Source organism: Burkholderia aenigmatica, assembly GCF_902499175.1.
In the GTDB taxonomy this organism is placed as follows: Bacteria; Pseudomonadota; Gammaproteobacteria; order Burkholderiales; family Burkholderiaceae; genus Burkholderia; species Burkholderia aenigmatica.
This window is the reverse complement of sequence record NZ_CABVQC010000061.1, coordinates 26,991-44,217: the sequence shown is the minus strand read 5'-3', so window position 1 is coordinate 44,217 and position 17,227 is coordinate 26,991. Positions and strand designations below refer to the sequence as shown.

At 68.2% G+C, this 17,227-nt stretch carries 18 protein-coding genes and 1 pseudogene; 9 read left to right on the top strand and 10 right to left on the bottom strand.

Going from position 1 to position 17,227, the window contains the following annotated elements:
• Positions 1-25: 25 nt before the first annotated feature.
• Positions 26-928, top strand: coding sequence for a DMT family transporter (locus BDO18943_RS32455; protein WP_175025503.1), 903 nt, complete (start codon positions 26-28; stop codon positions 926-928).
• A gap of 219 nt (positions 929-1,147) precedes the next feature.
• Here BDO18943_RS32455 and BDO18943_RS32450 read toward each other — a convergent pair whose 3' ends face one another.
• From BDO18943_RS32450 to BDO18943_RS32435, 4 genes are read right to left on the bottom strand one after another with little or no spacing between them, the layout of a single operon-like run.
• The gene (locus BDO18943_RS32450) at positions 1,148-1,354 is read right to left on the bottom strand and encodes a DUF1289 domain-containing protein (protein WP_175025502.1); all 207 of its coding nucleotides are present in this window, start codon (positions 1,352-1,354) and stop codon (positions 1,148-1,150) included.
• Positions 1,351-1,857 (bottom strand): YbaK/EbsC family protein, encoded by a 507-nt coding sequence (locus BDO18943_RS32445; protein WP_043187025.1) that lies wholly within the window; start codon positions 1,855-1,857, stop codon positions 1,351-1,353. Before BDO18943_RS32445 ends, BDO18943_RS32450 begins: the two co-directional genes overlap by 4 nt.
• A 26-nt stretch (positions 1,858-1,883) precedes the next feature.
• On the bottom strand, positions 1,884-2,816 hold the full coding sequence (locus tag BDO18943_RS32440; RefSeq protein ID WP_089451378.1) for a hydroxymethylglutaryl-CoA lyase: 933 nt from the start codon (positions 2,814-2,816) through the stop codon (positions 1,884-1,886).
• A 26-nt stretch (positions 2,817-2,842) separates the two neighbouring features.
• Positions 2,843-3,784 carry a 2-hydroxyacid dehydrogenase gene (locus BDO18943_RS32435; protein ID WP_175025501.1) on the bottom strand — a complete coding sequence of 314 codons (942 nt, stop codon included), beginning with the start codon at positions 3,782-3,784 and terminating at the stop codon, positions 2,843-2,845.
• Between the two features lie 362 nt (positions 3,785-4,146).
• On the opposite strand from BDO18943_RS32435, the gene BDO18943_RS32430 reads away from it, so the two are divergent.
• Positions 4,147-4,770 (top strand): RBBP9/YdeN family alpha/beta hydrolase, encoded by a 624-nt coding sequence (locus BDO18943_RS32430; RefSeq protein ID WP_175025500.1) that lies wholly within the window; start codon positions 4,147-4,149, stop codon positions 4,768-4,770.
• Between the two features lie 59 nt (positions 4,771-4,829).
• Here the strand turns inward: BDO18943_RS32430 and BDO18943_RS32425 are convergent.
• From BDO18943_RS32425 to BDO18943_RS32415, 3 genes and pseudogenes are all read right to left on the bottom strand, one after another.
• Positions 4,830-5,108, bottom strand: a pseudogene (locus BDO18943_RS32425) (phospholipase domain-containing protein); the annotation flags it as partial.
• 47 nt (positions 5,109-5,155) lie between these two features.
• A complete protein-coding gene (locus tag BDO18943_RS32420) occupies positions 5,156-5,440 on the bottom strand; it encodes a hypothetical protein (RefSeq protein ID WP_043187035.1) in 285 nt (94 codons plus the stop codon).
• A 266-nt stretch (positions 5,441-5,706) separates the two neighbouring features.
• Entirely contained in the window at positions 5,707-6,627 is a 921-nt protein-coding gene (locus BDO18943_RS32415) for a LysR substrate-binding domain-containing protein (protein WP_175025499.1), read from the bottom strand.
• A 112-nt stretch (positions 6,628-6,739) separates the two neighbouring features.
• Between BDO18943_RS32415 and BDO18943_RS32410 the strand changes: the two genes are divergently transcribed.
• Positions 6,740-7,378 carry a glutathione S-transferase family protein gene (locus tag BDO18943_RS32410; protein ID WP_175025498.1) on the top strand — a complete coding sequence of 213 codons (639 nt, stop codon included), beginning with the start codon at positions 6,740-6,742 and terminating at the stop codon, positions 7,376-7,378.
• Between the two features lie 55 nt (positions 7,379-7,433).
• Here BDO18943_RS32410 and BDO18943_RS32405 read toward each other — a convergent pair whose 3' ends face one another.
• Entirely contained in the window at positions 7,434-8,708 is a 1,275-nt protein-coding gene (locus BDO18943_RS32405) for an MFS transporter (RefSeq protein ID WP_175025497.1), read from the bottom strand.
• Between the two features lie 106 nt (positions 8,709-8,814).
• On the opposite strand from BDO18943_RS32405, the gene BDO18943_RS32400 reads away from it, so the two are divergent.
• From BDO18943_RS32400 to BDO18943_RS32390, 3 genes are all read left to right on the top strand, one after another.
• The gene (locus BDO18943_RS32400; protein ID WP_175025496.1) at positions 8,815-9,867 is read left to right on the top strand and encodes a LysR substrate-binding domain-containing protein; all 1,053 of its coding nucleotides are present in this window, start codon (positions 8,815-8,817) and stop codon (positions 9,865-9,867) included.
• A gap of 83 nt (positions 9,868-9,950) precedes the next feature.
• Positions 9,951-10,190, top strand: a complete 240-nt coding sequence (locus BDO18943_RS32395) for a type II toxin-antitoxin system Phd/YefM family antitoxin (protein ID WP_175025495.1) — start codon at positions 9,951-9,953, stop codon at positions 10,188-10,190.
• A complete protein-coding gene (locus BDO18943_RS32390) occupies positions 10,190-10,570 on the top strand; it encodes a type II toxin-antitoxin system VapC family toxin (RefSeq protein ID WP_175025494.1) in 381 nt (126 codons plus the stop codon). Before BDO18943_RS32395 ends, BDO18943_RS32390 begins: the two co-directional genes overlap by 1 nt.
• 21 nt (positions 10,571-10,591) lie before the next feature.
• On the opposite strand, the gene dapA is transcribed toward BDO18943_RS32390, so the two are convergent.
• Positions 10,592-11,485 (bottom strand): 4-hydroxy-tetrahydrodipicolinate synthase, encoded by an 894-nt coding sequence (gene dapA, locus BDO18943_RS32385; protein ID WP_175025493.1) that lies wholly within the window; start codon positions 11,483-11,485, stop codon positions 10,592-10,594.
• Between the two features lie 451 nt (positions 11,486-11,936).
• Here dapA and BDO18943_RS32380 point away from each other — a divergent pair, with 451 nt between their 5' ends.
• Positions 11,937-12,956: a sulfate ABC transporter substrate-binding protein gene (locus tag BDO18943_RS32380; protein ID WP_175025492.1), complete on the top strand. Its 1,020-nt coding sequence runs from the start codon at positions 11,937-11,939 to the stop codon at positions 12,954-12,956.
• A gap of 194 nt (positions 12,957-13,150) precedes the next feature.
• Positions 13,151-14,116 carry an ion channel gene (locus BDO18943_RS32375; protein ID WP_175025491.1) on the top strand — a complete coding sequence of 322 codons (966 nt, stop codon included), beginning with the start codon at positions 13,151-13,153 and terminating at the stop codon, positions 14,114-14,116.
• Between the two features lie 31 nt (positions 14,117-14,147).
• On the opposite strand, the gene BDO18943_RS32370 is transcribed toward BDO18943_RS32375, so the two are convergent.
• Positions 14,148-14,762 (bottom strand): glutathione S-transferase family protein, encoded by a 615-nt coding sequence (locus tag BDO18943_RS32370; RefSeq protein WP_043187053.1) that lies wholly within the window; start codon positions 14,760-14,762, stop codon positions 14,148-14,150.
• Positions 14,763-15,351: 589 nt separating this feature from the next.
• Here BDO18943_RS32370 and BDO18943_RS32365 point away from each other — a divergent pair.
• Entirely contained in the window at positions 15,352-16,209 is an 858-nt protein-coding gene (locus BDO18943_RS32365; RefSeq protein ID WP_175025490.1) for a hypothetical protein, read from the top strand.
• The last annotated feature ends 1,018 nt before the right edge of the window (positions 16,210-17,227 follow it).

Below are 17,227 nucleotides of genomic sequence, written 5' to 3'. Positions count from 1 at the left end.
TCCACTCTTCTGAACGGAGTTCACGATGGCTTCGAATGAAATTCGCCGCGGCGCCGCCGAGATGGTCGTCGCGATGATGATGTCCGGCACGATCGGCTGGCTCGTGATGTCGTCGCAGCAGCCGCTGACGAACGTCGTGTTCTTCCGTTGCCTGTTCGGTGCCGCGACGCTTGCGATCGTCTGCGCGGCGTTCGGCTTCCTGCGTCGCGCGCTGTTCTCGCCGCGGATGCTCGCGCTTGCGACGCTCGGCAGCGTCGCGATCGTCGCGAACTGGCTGCTGCTGTTCGCCGCCTATTCGCGCGCATCGATCTCGATGGCGACCGCCGTCTACAACACGCAGCCGTTCATGCTGGTCGCGCTCGGCGCGATCGTGTTCCGCGAGCGGATCACCGCGTCGACGGTGGCATGGCTCGCGCTCGCATTCGTCGGGCTCGTCGCCGTGGTGCGCGTCGAGCCGGCCGTGCTCGCGGTGCCGGGCGAATATCTGGAAGGCGTCGCGCTGTCGCTCGGTGCGGCCTTTCTGTATGCGATCTCGTCGATCGTCACGAAGCACCTGAAGGGCACGCCGCCGCATCTGCTCGCGCTGCTGCAGGCCGGCCTCGGTGTCCTGCTGCTCGCGCCGTTCGCGCACTTCGGCACGCTGCCGGCGACCGCCGGGCAGTGGTTCGACCTCGTCGTGCTCGGCGTCGTGAACACGGGTCTGATGTATGTGCTGCTGTACGGCGCGATCCAGAAGCTGCCGACCGCGATGACGGGTGCGCTGTCGTTCGTCTATCCGGTCGTCGCGATCGTCGTCGATCACGTTGCGTTCGGGCAGACGCTCGCGTGGACGCAGGTGTTCGGCGCGCTGCTGATCCTGCTCGCGGCGGCCGGCGTGAATCTCGGCTGGCGCATCGTGCCCGCGCGTCGCACGGCAGTCGGCAACTGAAACGGTCGTACGATTCGGCGTGTCGAATGCGAATTTCCGGAACGCGTATTGCGAGCGAAAGCGGCGCGCGCGCACGCATGAAAGACGCTGTAAGAAGTTGTAGGGAAACACCCGATGCGATGCGGCCGCGTCGCTCGTATGATGCGGGCTGTGACGTTGATCACGTTCACAGGATTCCGATCTCGATGCCGTTCGCCCGTCAGGCTGAACGGCTTTTTTTTATGCGCCGCTTCCCGCAATCAGCCGCCGCCGCGCATCGAGCCGCGCGAGCAACGCGCGCCTCGCGTCGTCGTCCGACGCACGCCACCCCTTGATCTCGTTACGCGTGCGCAGGCAACCCGCGCACCAGTCGGTGCGCGGATCGATCCGGCAGACGTCGGTGCACGGCGACGCGACCGTGCCGACTTGCACCGGCACGTCGCTCATGCGGGCTCCCGCAACGCGACGTCCGCGACCGGCGCACCCGTCAGCGACACGAGTTCGTTCGGCGACAGGTTGAACACCGCGTGCGGATGGCCGGCGGCCGCCCACAGGCTGTCGAGCGCGAGCAGGTCGGCGTCGATCAGCGTGACGGGTTCGACGAGATGGCCGATCGGGCAGACGCCGCCGATCGCGTAGCCGGTGTTGTCGCGCACGAACTTCGCGTCCGCGCGGCCCACTGCGCCGACCTGCGCGGCGACCTTCTTCTCGTCGACGCGATTGACGCCGCTCGCGACTACGAGCACCGGCGCACCGTCCGACTGCCGGCGAAACAGGATCGACTTCGCGATCTGCGCGACCGAGCAGCCGAGTCCGGCTGCGGCTTCGGCGGAAGTCTTGCCGGTTTCGGCGAGCATCACGATGCCTTTCTCGTGGCCGCGCTCGCGCAGCAGCAGCGCGACGCGGCGCGCGGAATCGGGGAGGGCGTCGAGTGAAGCGGGTGTCGTCATGTCGAGGAATCCGTGGAAAGTCGGGGTCACACGCAGTTCGCGGCGTCGGCCGCGCTCTGCGCCTTGGCGAGCAGTGCGCGACCGGCGCGCGACACGTTCGCGCGGCCGATCGCGTTCGAGATGAAGTCGCCGGCGGCGACGACCTGCGCGAGATCGATGCCGGTTTCGATGCCGAGGCCCTGCATCAGGTACAGCACGTCCTCGGTCGCGACGTTGCCGGTCGCGCCCTTCGCGTACGGGCAGCCGCCGAGGCCCGCGACCGACGCGTGGAAGATCTCGATCCCTTCGAACAGCGCCGCGTAGATGTTCGCGAGCGCCTGGCCGTAGGTGTCGTGGAAGTGGCCCGACAGGCGTTCGCGCGGAAACACGCGCGTGACGGCCGACAGCACTTCGCGCGTGCGCTTCGGCGTGCCGACGCCGATCGTGTCGGCGATGTCGATCTCGTCGCAGCCGAGCGCGGCGAAGCGTTCGACGACGTCGACGACTGATGCGACCGGCACTTCGCCCTGGTACGGGCAGCCGAGCGTGCACGACACGCTGCCGCGCAGCCGCAGGCCCGCATCCTTCGCGGCCTTCGCGACGGGCTCGAAGCGCGCGATGCTCTCGGCGATGCTGCAGTTGATGTTCCGCTGCGAGAACGCCTCGCTCGCTGCGCCGAAGATCACGACTTCGTCGGCGCGCGCGGCGACCGCATTCTCGAAGCCCTTCAGGTTCGGTGTGAGCACCGAGTACACGGTGCCCGCGCGGCGCTCGATGCCGGCCATCACGTCGGCGCCGTCGGCCATCTGCGGCACCCATTTCGGCGACACGAACGACGCGGCCTCGATATTGCGGAAGCCGGCGTGCGACAGCCGGTCGACGAGCGCGATCTTCACGTCGGTCGGCACGAAGGTCTTCTCGTTCTGCAGCCCGTCGCGCGGGCCGACTTCGACGATCTTGACGGCGGTGGGGAACGTCATGGTTGTCTCCTGGTTTGCTTGTAGGTTCAGTAGCCGCGTGCGTAGTCGACGATGCCGCCGACGCGCTCGCCGCGCTCGAGCGCGCGGATCTTGCCGGCGATCTGTGCGATGGCTTCGTCGCGCAGCGTCTCGGCCGAGCTGTGCGGGGTGATCGTGATGCGCGGCGCGTGCCAGAACGGATGGTCTTCCGGCAGCGGCTCGCGATCGAACACGTCGAGCGTCGCGGCGGCCACCCGGCCGCTCGACAGCGCGTCGAGCAGGTCGGCTTCGACGAGATGCGCGCCGCGCGCGACGTTGATGACATACGCGCCGGGCGCGAGCCGCGCGAACGTGCGCGCCGACAGGATGCCGTCGGTGTCGGGCGTGCTCGGCAGCAGGTTGACGAGCACCTTCGCGCCGTCGATGCATGCGTCGAACGCGCCTTCTCCGGCAAAGGTTGTGACGCCGTCGAGCTGCTTCGCGCTGCGGCTGTAGCCGCGCACGGGCAGGCCGAGCGCGGCGAGCGCTTGCGCGACCTGCGCGCCGAGCACGCCGAGGCCGAGCACGGCGACGGTGAAGCTGGCGCGCGCGTGCGGTTCGAGCGGCCGCCAGCGGCGCTCGCGCTGCAGCGCGTCGTATTCGTCGAAGCGGCGCAGGTAGCGCAGCACCGCGTGCGTCACGTATTCGACCATCTGCTGCGCCATGCCGGAATCTTCCAGGCGCACCAGCGGTACGTGCCGCGGCAGCGTGCCCGGATGCGCGTGCTCGAGCGCGAGCAGCGCGTCGACGCCGGCGCCGAGGTTGAAGATCGCGCGCAGGCCGTCGCGCGGCGTGAAGAATTCGCGCGGCGCGCGCCAGACGAGCGCGTAGTTGGCGGCGGCCGTGTCGCCCGGCTGCCACGCGCGCAGTTGGGCTTCCGGCAGCGCATGCGCGAACGCGTCGCGCCACGCGCCTGCTTCCTGGTGCGGGGAATGGAACAGGATCTTCATTGGATGACGATGCGCGCGCCGGCGAGGCGCGTCACGGGAATGGCGAGAGGAGCCGGGCGCAGCGCGCCGGCGGGCGTAGCGGACATCGGGCGTCTCCTGACGACCGGGCGCCCGGCGCGTCGGCGCCCGGCCCCGGTTCCGTGTGAAGCTGACGGGAAGCCCACATTCTACGGTTTCGCGGCGCATCGCGCGCCGGTACTGCGGGGCGGGCGACCGGCGTGGGCGGCCGCTCCCGGATGCCGTCCCGGATGGCCGGCCCCCGGATGGCCGGCCCACGCAAAAGCAAAGCACAAAATATTGGTTCGGTGGCCGCGGGCGCCGCGCCACAATCGAATCCCGTCTTCAAGCAAGCGAGGGCAATCATGCGCGCATGCAGCAAATCGGCGTGGCCGCCGCGGCTCGTCACCGTTCCGGGCCTGCACGGCAGCGAAGGCGCTCACTGGCAGACCTGGCTCGAACGGCAGTTCCCGCGCTCGCTGCGCGTCGAGCAGCACGACTGGGACGCGCCCGATCTCGCGCGCTGGGCGCAATCGGTGCGCGCGTTGCTCGACCGCGAACGCGGCCCGTTCGTGCTGGCCGCGCACAGCTTCGGCTGCCTCGCGGCTGCGCATGCGCTTGCACAGTGGCCGCACGCGGGCAATGTCGCTGGCGTGCTGCTCGTCGCGCCCGCCAGTCCGAAGAAATTCACGTTTGCCGGGCCGTTCGACGCGCGCCGGCTCGCCGTGCCGTCGATCGTGATCGGCAGCGAGACCGATCCGTGGATGCCGCTCGCCGATGCGCGCACGCTCGCGCAGCACCTCGGCAGCGCGTTCGTGAACCTCGGCGACGCCGGGCACATCAACACGGCGGCCGGCTTCGGGCCGTGGCCGCGCGCGAAGTACTTCATCGACACGCTCGTCCACTGCGCGGCACCGCTGCGCTTTCGCGACGCGGACGACGGCTTCGAAGCCACGCTCGTCGACCGCGCGCTCGCGCACGCGATCTGACCAGCCGGGCGGGCGGCGCGCACGGCTCGTCTGGGCCGCGCCACGCTGCGCCGTCGTGCCTACGCCGCGGAGACGAGCTGTACCGGCACCGGATCCGGATAGCTCGGCCGGCCATTCTCGACGTGGCTCGCGAAACGGCGCGAGAAGGTGCCGGCAGCGCCGTCGCTCACTGTCACGTCATACCATTGGTGCCTCGACGCGAGCGTCCACTGCTCGACACGCTCGTCGCCGCCATGCAGCGTCACCTGCCGCGACGGCGCGCCGTACGTGTTGTCGGTCAGCGGCAGCGTGACGCGAGCCCCGCCGGGGTTGCGCAGCTTCAGGTACAGGTTCCCGTTGTTGTCCACCTCGGTTCTGCTGCGATCGGGGGACGGAAGCGGAGGGATCAGCCGGGCGACGACGCGGCGGCACTCGACGCGGCCGCATTCGCCGTGGGCTTCGCGTCGTCGTCGTCATCGGGCGGGTAGTGCACGACGGGCGGCGCGAGCGGCGCGGCATCGGACGCGGCGGCGTTCGCGGCTGCATCGTTGTTGAATGCGCTGGCGGAGCCGGCCGATGCGCCGGCCTGCTGCGACGCGTCGGTCGCGTGTGCGTCGTGCGGCGCGTCGTCGCTGCAGGCGGCGACGAAAGCGGCGGCACAAAGAACGACAACGACGGAAACGCGACGCATGACTTCTCTCCTGGCAGGCTGATCGGGAAACGTTTTCGAGTATGCCGATACGGTGCGACGTTTCGGTGAATCGTTTGCGACCGGCGCGTGATCGCGGAATGCTTTCGAGATCCTGACCCGTCGCCCGAACGGAATGGTGCCCGTGCAACATTTCCCGGTGGACGATGCGGGCCGGGCACTTTTACGCGGGCACGCGACGCGATGCGCGAAGACGTTCACGGCAGCGTGACGGTTCATGATGAACGTGTGCAGCCGATCGCGTTGCGTCAGCGCCGCGGCGTGCGTCGCCGCACCTCGCTGCGCAGCCAGTCGAGCCAGGTGCGGATCGCCGCTTCGTGCGGATGGCCGGGGCGCCACACGACGTAGTGCGCGTACACGTCGGTCACGCGCACCGTCGACACGCGCACGAGCGTGCCGTCCGCGAGTTCGGGCTCGATCAGTGAGCGGCGCGCGAGTGCGACGCCGCGTCCTTTCAGCGTCGCGTCGATCAGCGCATTCGCATCGGTGAAGCGCGGCGCGCGCGCGGATTCGGTGAGGCCGAGCCGCGCGGCCTGGAGCCACGGTTCCCACGGCTGGGCGGGATGGCGCAGCAGCGTCGCGCGCACGAGATCCGCCGGCGCGCGCGGCGCGACGCCGTCGCGATTGCGGTACGCGGGGCTCGCGACCGGAAAGATCGTCTCGTTCATCAGCTTCTCGGCGACGACGCCCGGCCACGTGCCGGGCCCGTAGCGCAGCGCGACGTCGATGCGGTCGCGCTTGCGCAGCGGCGCGAGTGCCACGTCCGGGTGCAGCACGATCGCGATGTGCGGATGCGCGGCCGAAAAGCGCGGCAGGCGCGGGGCGAGCCAGCGCTCGGCGACGCTCGGCAGCACGCTGACGTTCAGCGTGACGTCGCCGGTGCGCGGGCGGCTGCGCGTGGCGAGTGCCGGCTCGAATGCGCGTTCCAGCACGCTGAGGCCCTGGCGCACCTGCAGTGCGAGCGCGTGCGCGGCGTGCGTCGGCGTCGCGCCGTTGCGTTCGCGCGTGAAGAGCGGGTAGCCGAGCTGCGCCTCGAGCGCGCGGATGTGCTGGCTGACGGCACCTTGCGTGAGCGCAAGTTCGTCGGCCGCGCGCGTGAAGCTCTGCAGCCGCACGGCAGTCTCGAACGCGCGCAGCGTCTGCAGCGGAGGAAGGTGGATGCGTCGCATGCGGGTATTAGTAACACTAATGTCCGAGCACGACAATTCATCGTTTGCGGCGCACGTGCACGCGTTCCTACACTCGGTTCCGTCTTCCACAGCCCCGTCGGGCCACACCACCATGAACGCATATCGTCTCTATCTGTCGCCAGGCGCCTGCTCGCTTGCCGCCCACATCGCACTGGAGGAAACCGGCGCGCCGTTCGACGTCGAGATCGTCTCCGTGCAGAAGCAGCAGAACCTCGAAGCGCGCTATCTCGCGATCAACGCGAAGGCGCGCGTGCCGGTGCTCGCGATTCCAGGCGAGCCGCGCGTGCTGACCGAAACGCCGGCGATCCTCACGTATCTCGCGCGCCGTTATCCGGACGCGCAATTGCTGCCGCTCGGCGACCCGTTGCGCGAGGCACGGTGTCACGAATGGCTCGCCTGGCTGGTCGGCTGGGTGCATGGCGTCGGCTACGGCGCGCTGTGGCGGCCGGGTCGCTTCATCGGCGATCCGGCCCTGCACGGCGAGGTCAGTGCGCACGGTCGAGACACGATCGAAGCCGCGAATGCAACGATCGAAGCCGCGCTCGCAGACGGCCGCCCATGGGCCGAGCCAGGCGCACATTCGATCGTCGATCCGTTCCTGTTCGTGCTGTATCGCTGGGGTGTCGCGATCGGGCTCGACATGACGCGGCATCCCGCGTGGACTGCCCATGCGCAGCGCGAGGCCGAACGGCCGGCCGCGCGACGTGCGTTGGCGCGCGAAGGGGCCTGATGCAAGCGTGGGTGTCGCGGCGGGTGCCGCGATGCCCGCGGGCATCGCACGGCCGCTATCGCGCGGCGAACAGCGGATAGGTCGCGGCGGCGACCAGCGCGGCCGTGAGCCACACGACGCTCCACGAACTGACGGCGAGCAGCGGTGGAATCGCGAGCGGCGTGGCGAACAGTCCGAGGTAGCAGATCGTGTTTGCCATCCCGAGCGCGGTGCCCGCGTGGTTCGCGCCCGCCAGCGTCGCGAGCTCCGTGTACGCGACGCCGTGCCACGCCGACACGCAGATGCCGGCGAACACGAGAATCGCGACGATCGCGGCGACGGGGACTTGCGGGCTGCCTGCCGTCGCGGCCGCAAGCAGCGCGAACGACCCGGCCGCGACGAGCACCGAACGGCGCAGGTACGCGCGCCGGTTTCCGTGCCGGTCGGTATGGCGGCCGCTCCAGACGCGCGTCACCATCGCGCCGAGCTGCAGCACGACCATCGCCGCGCTGATGCCGGCGAGGCCGAGCCGGCCGAAGTCGTGCAGGAACACCGTCGCGAACGTGAGCACCGCGAACTGCGGTGCGCACAGCGTGCCGATGCCGAGCACGATGCGCCACACGGGGCCGCTCGTCAGCGGGCCGCGGGTGCGCGGGGCTGCGCGATGCGGCTGTTCCGCCGCGCGTGTCGCAGCGGCGTCCATGGTGACCGGTGCGGCGGGCGGCTCGTGCAGCCAGCGCCAGGTCAGCGCCGCCGATCCCGCGCACAGCAGCATCAGCGTGCCGAATACCGCGGCAAAGCCCAGGTGCGACGCGAGCGACGGCAGCAGCGCTGCGCCGATCCCGCCGCCGAGCGGCACGGCCGTCTGGCGGATGCTCATCGCGAGCCCGCGTTCGCGCTCGCCGAACCAGCGCATCACCGCGCGCCCGCTCGACCCGTTCACGCTGCCGCCGAGCAGGCCGACGCAGCACATCGCCGCGACGACGCGCAGCAGCGGCGGCACCCCGTGCGCGGTCGGGACGATCGTGCACACCATCAGCGCGAACATCGCGGCCGTCGCGACGAGCCCGGCGAGCAGCACGCGGCGATCGCCGAAGCGATCGGCGGCCATCCCCCACGGCAGCTCGGACAGCGCGACGCCGAAGCCGAGCGCGCCGAGCACGAGGCCGAGTGCGCCGTTGTCGAGGTGATAGGCCGTGCGCATCCACACCGCCGTGGTCGGAATGCCCGCCGCTGCGGCCGAAAAGCTCATGTTCGCGGCGACGCCGGCGGCCAGCACGCGCCAGCGATGGGCCGGGCCACGTGCATCGCGGGCGGGCGAGGAGGGGGAGGCGAGGTACGAGGTATCCATGACGGCAGGCCCGGTTGGAAATTGACATCGACAGTCTGGCGACCTACATTCATCCTGAAAATCGGAAAGTTCTTGATGAATCGTTCGATGAAACAGGATGGTTGATATGCCCGGACAAGACATTCCGCGCGACGGCGGCGAGTCGCTCGCGCTGGCCGATGCCGCGCTGGCACGGCCAAACTTCGACGTGGCGGCGCTGCGTAGCCTCGTCGCGGGGGTGGATCTCGGCAGTTTTGCGAAGGCGGCCGACCGCGTCGCGCGCTCGTCGTCGGCGGTGAGCGCGCAGATCCGCAAGCTCGAGGAGCAGGCCGGCACGCCGCTGTTCGTGAAAGCCGGGCGCGGGCTGGCGCTGACCGACGCCGGCGACGCGATGCTGCGCTATGCGCGGCGGATGATCGAGCTGAACGACGAGGCGGCCGCGGCGGTGCGCGGCACGAATCTCGACGGCTGGGTGCGCGTCGGGCTGCAGGAGGATTTCGGCGAGGCGATCCTGCCCGACGTGCTCGGGCGGTTCGCGCGCGCGCATCCGAAGGTGCGGATCGAGGCGCGGGTGGCGCGCAATGCCGATTTGCTCGACCGGCTCGACGCGAACCAGCTCGATCTCGCGCTGGTGTGGGGCGATCCGGCGTCGGCGGCGCTGGTGGCGCGCACGGGGATCGACAGCGAGGCGATCGCGCAGGTGCCGATGCAGTGGGTCGGGGCGGCGGGAGCGGGCGGCTTCGGCATGCCGGGCGGTGCCGCGGAGGAGGGTGCGGAAGGCGGCGCGCTCGAAACGGGCGGCCGTGCGATACGCGCGCCGGGTGAGCCGCTGCCGCTCGTCGTGTTCGACCGGCCATGCCGGTTCTTCGGCGCGGCGACCGGCGCGCTCGACCGCGCAGGCGTGCCGTGGCGGGTCGCGTTCACGACGCCGAGCCTCGCCGGGCTATGGGCCGCGGCGGCGGCCGGCCTCGGGCTGACGGTGCGCTCGCACTACGGGCTGCCCGCATCGGTGCGCGTGCTCGATGCGGCGACGTGCGGGCTGCCGGCACTGCCGAGCCTGCCGCTGATCCTGCTGCGGCGCACGTCGTCGGCCACGCCGACCGTCGATCGGCTCGCGCGGATCGTGAAGCAGGCGGTGCGGGAGGCGACGGAGGGGGCGGGGGCGGCGCTGGCGGCGTGATATCGAGTGGCTGGCATGCTTCGGGCGGCCGTTCGGCCTATTGGAGCAACAGGGCGAATGTCGTGACAATGGCGGATCACTCAATGGAGCCCATCATGCAAGTTGCCACTGTCCCCGAAGCCGCGCTCGATCTGCAGCGGCTGCTCGATGCCGCGATCGCCGGCGAACGCGTCGTGATTGCGCAGGATGGCAAACAGTCGGTCCGGCTGGTGCCGCTTGAGCCCGTCCATCGGTTCGGCGCCCTCAAGGGGCAGATATGGATTGCCGACGATTTCGACGCACCCCTTTCCGCCGAAGAGCTGGCCGAGTTCGAAGGGAAGTAATGCGGTTGCTGGTCGATACGCTCATCTTTCTGTGGATGTGGGGTGACGATCCGAAACTGAGCGTGCGTGCGCGCAGGCTGATCACTTGCGCTGATGCCGTGTTCGTCAGCAGCGCGAGCATCTGGGAAATGGCGATCAAAGCCGGGAAGGGAAAGCTGGATGTCGACGTGGATTTGCTCGTCGGTGAGATCAAGACGAGCAAGTATCGTGAGCTACCGGTCCGGGCTACGCATGGTGCTGCCGTGCGTCATCTGCCACATCATCATGGCGACCCGTTCGACCGGTTGCTCGTCGCGCAAGCGTGGTGTGAACCGCTGTTGCTCGTCACGGCCGACAGCCACCTCGCGCAATATGGTGCGTCCCGAATCCTGACAGTCTGAAACAGTTTCGGAAGCGAAATGCTACGCTGCCGCGACAGCGTGCGTGGACGTTTCCAGTTCCGCACAAATGGCTGCCAGCCGCGCCCTCAACCCTTCACTCGCGGGCACGAACGGCAGCCGCAACCCGTCCTCGCACCACCCTTGCGCGGCCAGCACAGCCTTCACCGGCGCCGGGTTCGGCTCCGCGAACAGCGCCGCGACGAGCGGCTGCAGCGCGACCGACAGGCGCCGCGCATCGGCGAGCCGACCGTCGCGCAGCAGCGTGTGGATGCGCACATGCCATTCGGGCAGCACGTGCGCGCTGCTCGCGATCGCGCCGTGCGCACCGGCGCACATCGCCGCGAAGTTCTGGTTGTCGTCGCCGGACAGGATCGCGAGCGGCGTGTCGTGCACGAGCCGGCTCATCCGGTCGAGCGTGCCGCCGCATTCCTTGATGCCCGCGACGCGCGGGTCCTGCGCCAGCGCCTGCAGCGTCTCCAGTTCGACGTTCACACCGGTGCGGTACGGGATGTTGTAGACGAGCACCGGCAGGTCGGCCGCCTCGACGATCGCCTCGACGTGGCGGCGGATGCCGTCCTGCGTCGGCCGCACGTAGACGGGAGGCGTGACGAGCAGCCCGTCGGGCCGCAGTGCCGCGAGTTCGCGCGCGCGGGCGGCCGCGAAGTGCGTCGCGCTTGCGGTCAGCCCGACGACGATCGGCAGCCCGGGCGCCGCGTCGCGCAGCGTCGCGAACACCGCGTCCTGTTCGCGCGCGTCGAGCAGCACGCCCTCACCGGTCGTCGCCCCTGCGACGAAGCCCGCGATGCCCGCGGCCGCATAGTGGCGCGCGAGCCGCGCGAGCGCGGCGTGGTCGACCTCGCCGTGGTGGAACGGCGTAATGATCGGCAGCCAGATACCTTCGAAACGTGTGTTCATGCAAAGCCTCATGGTGGAAACGGAGTGGGAAGGAACCGTTCCGCCGGCGGAGTGCCGGAGCGAGGCGTGCGTGCAAGGAGAAAGAAACGACCTGCGGGCATCCCGTCCGGCATTCGCCTGACGGGACGCGACGTCCCCGTCAGTCGAGGAGTCGTTTTTTCAGTTTCAGCCCGGCCGCGCGCGTACCTGCCGCGACGGCGGCGAGGATCGAAAGCGAGCGCAGGGCAGCGGACATGGAGGAACCGTAAGTGGGCTGAGCGGCGATCTTAACACCGGATCCGATGCGTGCGCGAGCGTCCGCCGCCGTTTAGCAGGATTCGAGATTTGCTTTCCACGACTGATTGGAAAGCGCGTCGCGCCCGGCCGCTAGAATGCCCGCTTACGTTTCGATGACAGCGCGTACGCGTGCCGTCACGCACACTCACCACCACTGGAAACGGGGCATATCACGATGGCAAGCATGAAGGGGATCGGCCGCTGGCTGCACACGGGCGCCGCGGCGGCGCTGGTCGTGGCGGCGACGGCCGCGCACGCGGACACGTCGATCCTGAACGTGTCGTACGACGTGACGCGCGAGCTGTACAAGGACATCAACACGAGCTTTGCGGCCGCCTACAAGCAGAAGGCCGGCGAGACGGTGGCGATCAAGCAGTCGCACGGCGCGTCGAGCGCGCAGGCGCTGTCGGTGCTGCAGGGGCTGCAGGCCGACGTCGTGACGATGAACCAGCCGAACGACATCGACCTGCTCGCCGAGCGCGGCCAGTTGCTGCCGAAGGACTGGCGTGCACGTTTCCCGGACAACAGCTCGCCGTACTCGACCACGATGGTGTTCCTGGTGCGCAAGGGCAACCCGAAGGCGATCAAGGACTGGAGCGATCTCGCGAAGCCGGGTGTCCAGGTGATCATCGCGAACCCGAAGACGTCGGGCAACGGCCGCTACGCGTATCTCGCCGCGTGGGGCTTCCAGAAGCAGAAGGGCGCGACCGACCAGCAGGCGCTCGACTTCGAGAAGGCGATTTTCCGCAACGTGCCGGTGCTCGACTCGGGCGGCCGAGGGGCGACGACCACGTTCACGCAGCGCGGCATCGGCGACGTACTCGTGACGTTCGAGAACGAAGTCGCACTGATGGACACGGGTGCATCGGGCGCGCAGTTCGACGCCGTGTATCCGTCGGCGAGCATCCTCGCGGAGCCGCCGGTCGCCGTCGTCGACAAGGTCGTCGACAAGAAAGGCACGCGCAAGGTTGCGCAGGCGTATCTCGACTACCTGTACACGCCGGAAGCGCAGGAGATCATCGCGCAGCATCATCTGCGCCCGCGCGACGCGAACGTGCTGAAGAAGCATGCGGCCGAGTTCAAGCCGCTGAAGACGTTCAGCGTCGAGCAGGTCTTCGGCAGCTGGGCGAACGCGCAGAAGACGCACTTCGCGGACGGCGGCACGTTCGATCGCGTGATCGTCGACCGGAAGTGACAGGCCGGCGCGCACCGTGCGCGCCGCGGCAGGATCAACGGGAAGCCGGCCGCTGATGCGGCCGGCTTTTTTCATGGCGGTGCGCGGCGCATGTTCGTGTGTCGCCGGCGGGCCGTGGGTTGCGCAGCGGCCCGCATTCCCGGCCGCCGTCGCGCGTGCTACGCTCATCGCCTTCCTGCTTTCGGCACCGCGCGATGAACGTCGATTCGTCCTCCTCAGCCTCCCGCGGCCGTGGCCGCAAGATCTGGTCGGGCACGCGCCTGGTGATCGCCTACGGGATGCCGCCGCTCGGCTGGCGCGACCTCTATCACCGCGCGCTGACGGTGAGCTGGCCCGTTTTCTTCCTGTCGCTCGCGGTGCTGTTCCTGCTGCTCAACGGCGGCTTCGCGATGCTCTACCTGCTCGGCCATGCGTCGATCGCGAACCAGTCGCCGGCCGGGTTCGGCGGTGCCTTCTTCTTCAGCGTCGAGACGCTCGCGACCGTCGGTTACGGCGACATGCATCCGCAGACCGTCTATGCGCACCTGGTCGCGACGTTCGAGATCTTTATCGGGATGTCGGGCATCGCGTTGGCCACCGGGCTCGTGTTCGCGCGTTTCTCCCGTCCGCAGGCGAAGATCCTGTTCGCGCGCTACGCGATCGTGCGGCCGCTGAACGGCCGGATGACGCTGATGGTGCGCGCGGCAAACGCGCGCCAGAACGTGATCGCCGAGGCGCAGGCGAAGCTGCGGCTGATGCGCGTCGAAGGCACGCACGAGGGCTACACGCTGCGCAAGATCCACGACCTGCCGCTGGTGCGCAGCGAGCATCCGATCTTCCTGCTCGGCTGGAACCTGATGCACGTGATCGACGAATCGAGCCCGCTGTTCGGCGAAACGCCGGAGTCGCTCGCGGCGCGCGACGCGTCGTTGCTGATCACGATCGAGGGTTCGGACGAGACGACCGCGCAGGTGATGCAGGCGCGCCATTCGTGGGAGCACGCCGAGATCCGCTGGCGGCATCGCTATGTCGACCTGATGCACGAAGAAGACGGCATCACGCACATCGACTACACGCATTTTCATGAGGTGGTGCCGGTCGACGTCGAGACCGACGAAGGCGGCACGCCGGGCGCGGTAGCCGCGACCACCGTGCCGAGGCCAGCGCAAGCCCGCTATTAGCGTGAACAGGCCCTAGGCCGGCCGGCGGGCGTCACGCATGCAGCAGGCGCGCCGCTTCGCGCTGTTCGATCGCCGCCGCGCGGCGGAACCCGTCGCGGTCCTCGGCACGCGCGACGTAATCGCCCAGCACGCCTTCATGCGGCAGCAGATGCGCGTCGAACGCGATCTTCAGCGTGCTGGCGAGCAGCAGGTCGGCCGCGGTGAAGCGCTCGCCGACAAGCCACGGACTATGGGCGAGCGCTTGCGCGAGCGCGCGCTGCACACGCGTGATGTTGCCCCAGCCGAACGCAACCGGATTGCCCGACGCGCCCGTGAATTTCTCGGCCATCGCCGGTTCGAGGCAGGTCGGCGTGAAGAACATCCACTGCAGGAAGCGGCCGCGCAGCGGATCGTCGGGCGCGATGCCGAGCCCGGCGCCCGGGCAGCAGTCGGCGAGATAGAGCAGCACGGCACCCGATTCGGCGAACGGCGCGTTGCCGTCGTCGAGCGCGGGCAGCTTGGCCATCGGATTGACCTGGATGAACGCGTCGCTCCCCTGTTCGTGCGAGCGCAGGTCGATCGGCACGAGCTCGTAGACGACACCGAGTTCCTCGAGCATCCACAACGCCCGGAACGCCCGGGTCTTCGGCCAGTAGTAGAGCTTCATTGCGCCTCCGCTTAGAGGGTGGGTGCCGTGTCGATCGATGTTCAAGCGTACCCGAGCGGGAACGGTTCGGACAGGAGTAGTCGATGGCAGAAATCTATAACTAGTCATATGTTAACTAGTCATAAATACTGTGAATGCGGGGTTGATGCGGCTGACGCGGGTTAATGACGTGCCGGGCGGGCGATCCGCCGGGCCGGCCGGTATCCCGGCGCGAGCGCCCGTGCTCCGCCATGCGGCTTTGCCGGGTGGAATATCACCCGTGTGCCCGACGTCGAAGACGCGGCAGGTTGTGGAAAACCGTCGCGCAAAGCAACCCGAAATGCTGTGGATTGGAACGGTGAGGGCAGGGCGAGCGGTTCGGACGCGCAGGCGAGCGCGGCCGTGCGAACTGCTTGCATACCGATCCTGATTGCCGCGAGAATTCGATGCCTCGCAAACCGAGCGCCGAACACGGGCGCATGCGCAGGATGAAGCAGCGGCAGATGCGCAGCGATGGCGCGGCCGCCGCCGAGCAATGTCAGGCGCTCGCCGTCCGAAAGGAAGTCGGTGAGCCGCCGAGTGATCCCAGGACGATCGGAGTTCCAACGTCATGTCGAAGTGCACGCTTCTTGCCCGCTGCCTGTCGGTAGCGACTGCCATCGCGATGGCGGGTTGTGCGGCCGTTACCGCGAACGAGCCGCTGGCTCACGAGACGAATGCTGCGCAGACGAAAGCGTCCGTCGTCGCATTCCCGCGTGGCAACGGCTTCACCGCCTTCAATGGAAACCGGTACGCGAACGCCGCCGATCTCGACGGGATGGGGCTGGTGCCCTTCACGTCGATCTATGACGTCTGGGGGCTGTCGTGCGATGCAACCCGCTGCTATCACGTACCGACCGAGGGCCAGTTCAAGAAGGTGCTGGCCGGCTATGTGTCGCAATTCAGATCGAACGAATTCATCGCGTTCGATTTCGAGAAGATCGTGATCGATTCGGCGCGATCGGAGGCGCAGGCCGAGAACGAGGTGGCACTGTTCCAGAAGTTCATCGCCTGGACGCGAGCGGCCTATCCGAATGCCCGGCTCGGCATGTACGACTACGATTTCAATCCGAAATTCCGCAACATCCGCGCGCAGCTTTATCAGGCCGGCGGATTCGATTTCTTTGCACCGACGATGTATCAGCGCTGGCCGAACCATGCGCTGTGGCGAACGAATCTGCGGGCGGTCGTCGAAAACGACCGGGCCATCAACCGATCGCTGCCGATTTATGCGTACGTGTCGCCTTACAAGGCCGGACAGACGGCGAACGGATTTCTGGGCGATGCGGAATGGCTCGGTGAACTGTCCGAGGCAGGGCGAGCCATCAACGGCGTGATCGTATGGACGGAAAGCGCGCCCGGCGATCAGCTCGATACGAGTCAAAGCTGGCTGGCGGACTTGCGACGGATGACCGGCGCCGGACATTGAGCGGCATCAGCGTAACGGGGCGCGGCGCGCTGCCAGTTGCGAGGTTTTTCGCGCGCACGGCGTACCTGTCGTGTTCAAACGACGTGAAACGCTGTGTATCTCATCGATGAGGATCGTTGACCGCGGTCGGATGCGCCGCCCTTGTTGCGGGCATCCGATACCCGGCAAGACGCGAAAAACCGTGCTTTTTCGAAGGTGAATGTCGACCATCGATGTGAACGGGGCGCCCGTTTCGATGTAGTATCCGGTCCCCGCAAGCGACTCGGCATGCTGTGGATGGCGAGGGGCGGTACGCGCGCCGAGTCGAACGAGGCGTTCGCTGAGGTGTGGATATCTCGCCCTTGAATGGACTCGAAGTGCTGTGCATTTCGATGGTGAGTGTGATCGACGGGGCGGCCGCGGCGCTTGTCGCGGTGTGGATATTCTGCGTTTGCAGAGACGCGAAGCGTCATGTATTTCGAGGTGGTTGCGATCGCGAGATCGGTTGGGGGATTCGCTAAGGTGTGAATATCCTGCCTTGGTCGGGACCCGATGTGCCGAGAATTTCGAAAGTGAGTGCGGCATCGAACGACGCGTTCGCCAAGGTGTGGATATCCTCCCTGGAATGGACTCGAAGCGCTGTGCATTTCGATGGTGAGTGTGATCGGCGGGGCGGCCGCGGCGCTCGCAGCGGTGTGGATATTCTGCGTTTGAAGAGATGCGAAGCGTCGTGTATTTCGAGGTGGTGGCGATCGCGGGATCGGCTGGGGGATTCGCGAAGGTGCGAATATCCTGCTTGGGTCGGGACCCGAAGTGCCGAGCATTTCGAAAGTGAGTGCGGCATCGAACGACGCGTTCGCCAAGGTGTGGATATCCTCCCTGGAAAGGACTCGAAGCACTGTGCATTTCGAAGGTGAGGGTGCATGCCCGATCGAACGAGGTACCCGCCGAGGTGTGGATATCTCGCCCTGGAAGGGACTCGAACCGCTGTGCATTTCAACGGTGAGCGTGGGTGCCCGTCCGGGCCGGCGGCCTGGGG

What these genes read in the sequence shown, in the direction of transcription:
- BDO18943_RS32455 (WP_175025503.1), top strand. Translation starts at nt 26, where the DNA reads ATGGCTTCGAATGAAATTCGCCGCGGCGCCGCCGAGATGGTCGTCGCG.
- BDO18943_RS32450 (WP_175025502.1), bottom strand. Translation starts at nt 1,354, where the DNA reads ATGAGCGACGTGCCGGTGCAAGTCGGCACGGTCGCGTCGCCGTGCACC.
- BDO18943_RS32445 (WP_043187025.1), bottom strand. Translation starts at nt 1,857, where the DNA reads ATGACGACACCCGCTTCACTCGACGCCCTCCCCGATTCCGCGCGCCGC.
- BDO18943_RS32440 (WP_089451378.1), bottom strand. Translation starts at nt 2,816, where the DNA reads ATGACGTTCCCCACCGCCGTCAAGATCGTCGAAGTCGGCCCGCGCGAC.
- BDO18943_RS32435 (WP_175025501.1), bottom strand. Translation starts at nt 3,784, where the DNA reads ATGAAGATCCTGTTCCATTCCCCGCACCAGGAAGCAGGCGCGTGGCGC.
- BDO18943_RS32430 (WP_175025500.1), top strand. Translation starts at nt 4,147, where the DNA reads ATGCGCGCATGCAGCAAATCGGCGTGGCCGCCGCGGCTCGTCACCGTT.
- BDO18943_RS32420 (WP_043187035.1), bottom strand. Translation starts at nt 5,440, where the DNA reads ATGCGTCGCGTTTCCGTCGTTGTCGTTCTTTGTGCCGCCGCTTTCGTC.
- BDO18943_RS32415 (WP_175025499.1), bottom strand. Translation starts at nt 6,627, where the DNA reads ATGCGACGCATCCACCTTCCTCCGCTGCAGACGCTGCGCGCGTTCGAG.
- BDO18943_RS32410 (WP_175025498.1), top strand. Translation starts at nt 6,740, where the DNA reads ATGAACGCATATCGTCTCTATCTGTCGCCAGGCGCCTGCTCGCTTGCC.
- BDO18943_RS32405 (WP_175025497.1), bottom strand. Translation starts at nt 8,708, where the DNA reads ATGGATACCTCGTACCTCGCCTCCCCCTCCTCGCCCGCCCGCGATGCA.
- BDO18943_RS32400 (WP_175025496.1), top strand. Translation starts at nt 8,815, where the DNA reads ATGCCCGGACAAGACATTCCGCGCGACGGCGGCGAGTCGCTCGCGCTG.
- BDO18943_RS32395 (WP_175025495.1), top strand. Translation starts at nt 9,951, where the DNA reads ATGGAGCCCATCATGCAAGTTGCCACTGTCCCCGAAGCCGCGCTCGAT.
- BDO18943_RS32390 (WP_175025494.1), top strand. Translation starts at nt 10,190, where the DNA reads ATGCGGTTGCTGGTCGATACGCTCATCTTTCTGTGGATGTGGGGTGAC.
- dapA (WP_175025493.1), bottom strand. Translation starts at nt 11,485, where the DNA reads ATGAACACACGTTTCGAAGGTATCTGGCTGCCGATCATTACGCCGTTC.
- BDO18943_RS32380 (WP_175025492.1), top strand. Translation starts at nt 11,937, where the DNA reads ATGGCAAGCATGAAGGGGATCGGCCGCTGGCTGCACACGGGCGCCGCG.
- BDO18943_RS32375 (WP_175025491.1), top strand. Translation starts at nt 13,151, where the DNA reads ATGAACGTCGATTCGTCCTCCTCAGCCTCCCGCGGCCGTGGCCGCAAG.
- BDO18943_RS32370 (WP_043187053.1), bottom strand. Translation starts at nt 14,762, where the DNA reads ATGAAGCTCTACTACTGGCCGAAGACCCGGGCGTTCCGGGCGTTGTGG.
- BDO18943_RS32365 (WP_175025490.1), top strand. Translation starts at nt 15,352, where the DNA reads ATGTCGAAGTGCACGCTTCTTGCCCGCTGCCTGTCGGTAGCGACTGCC.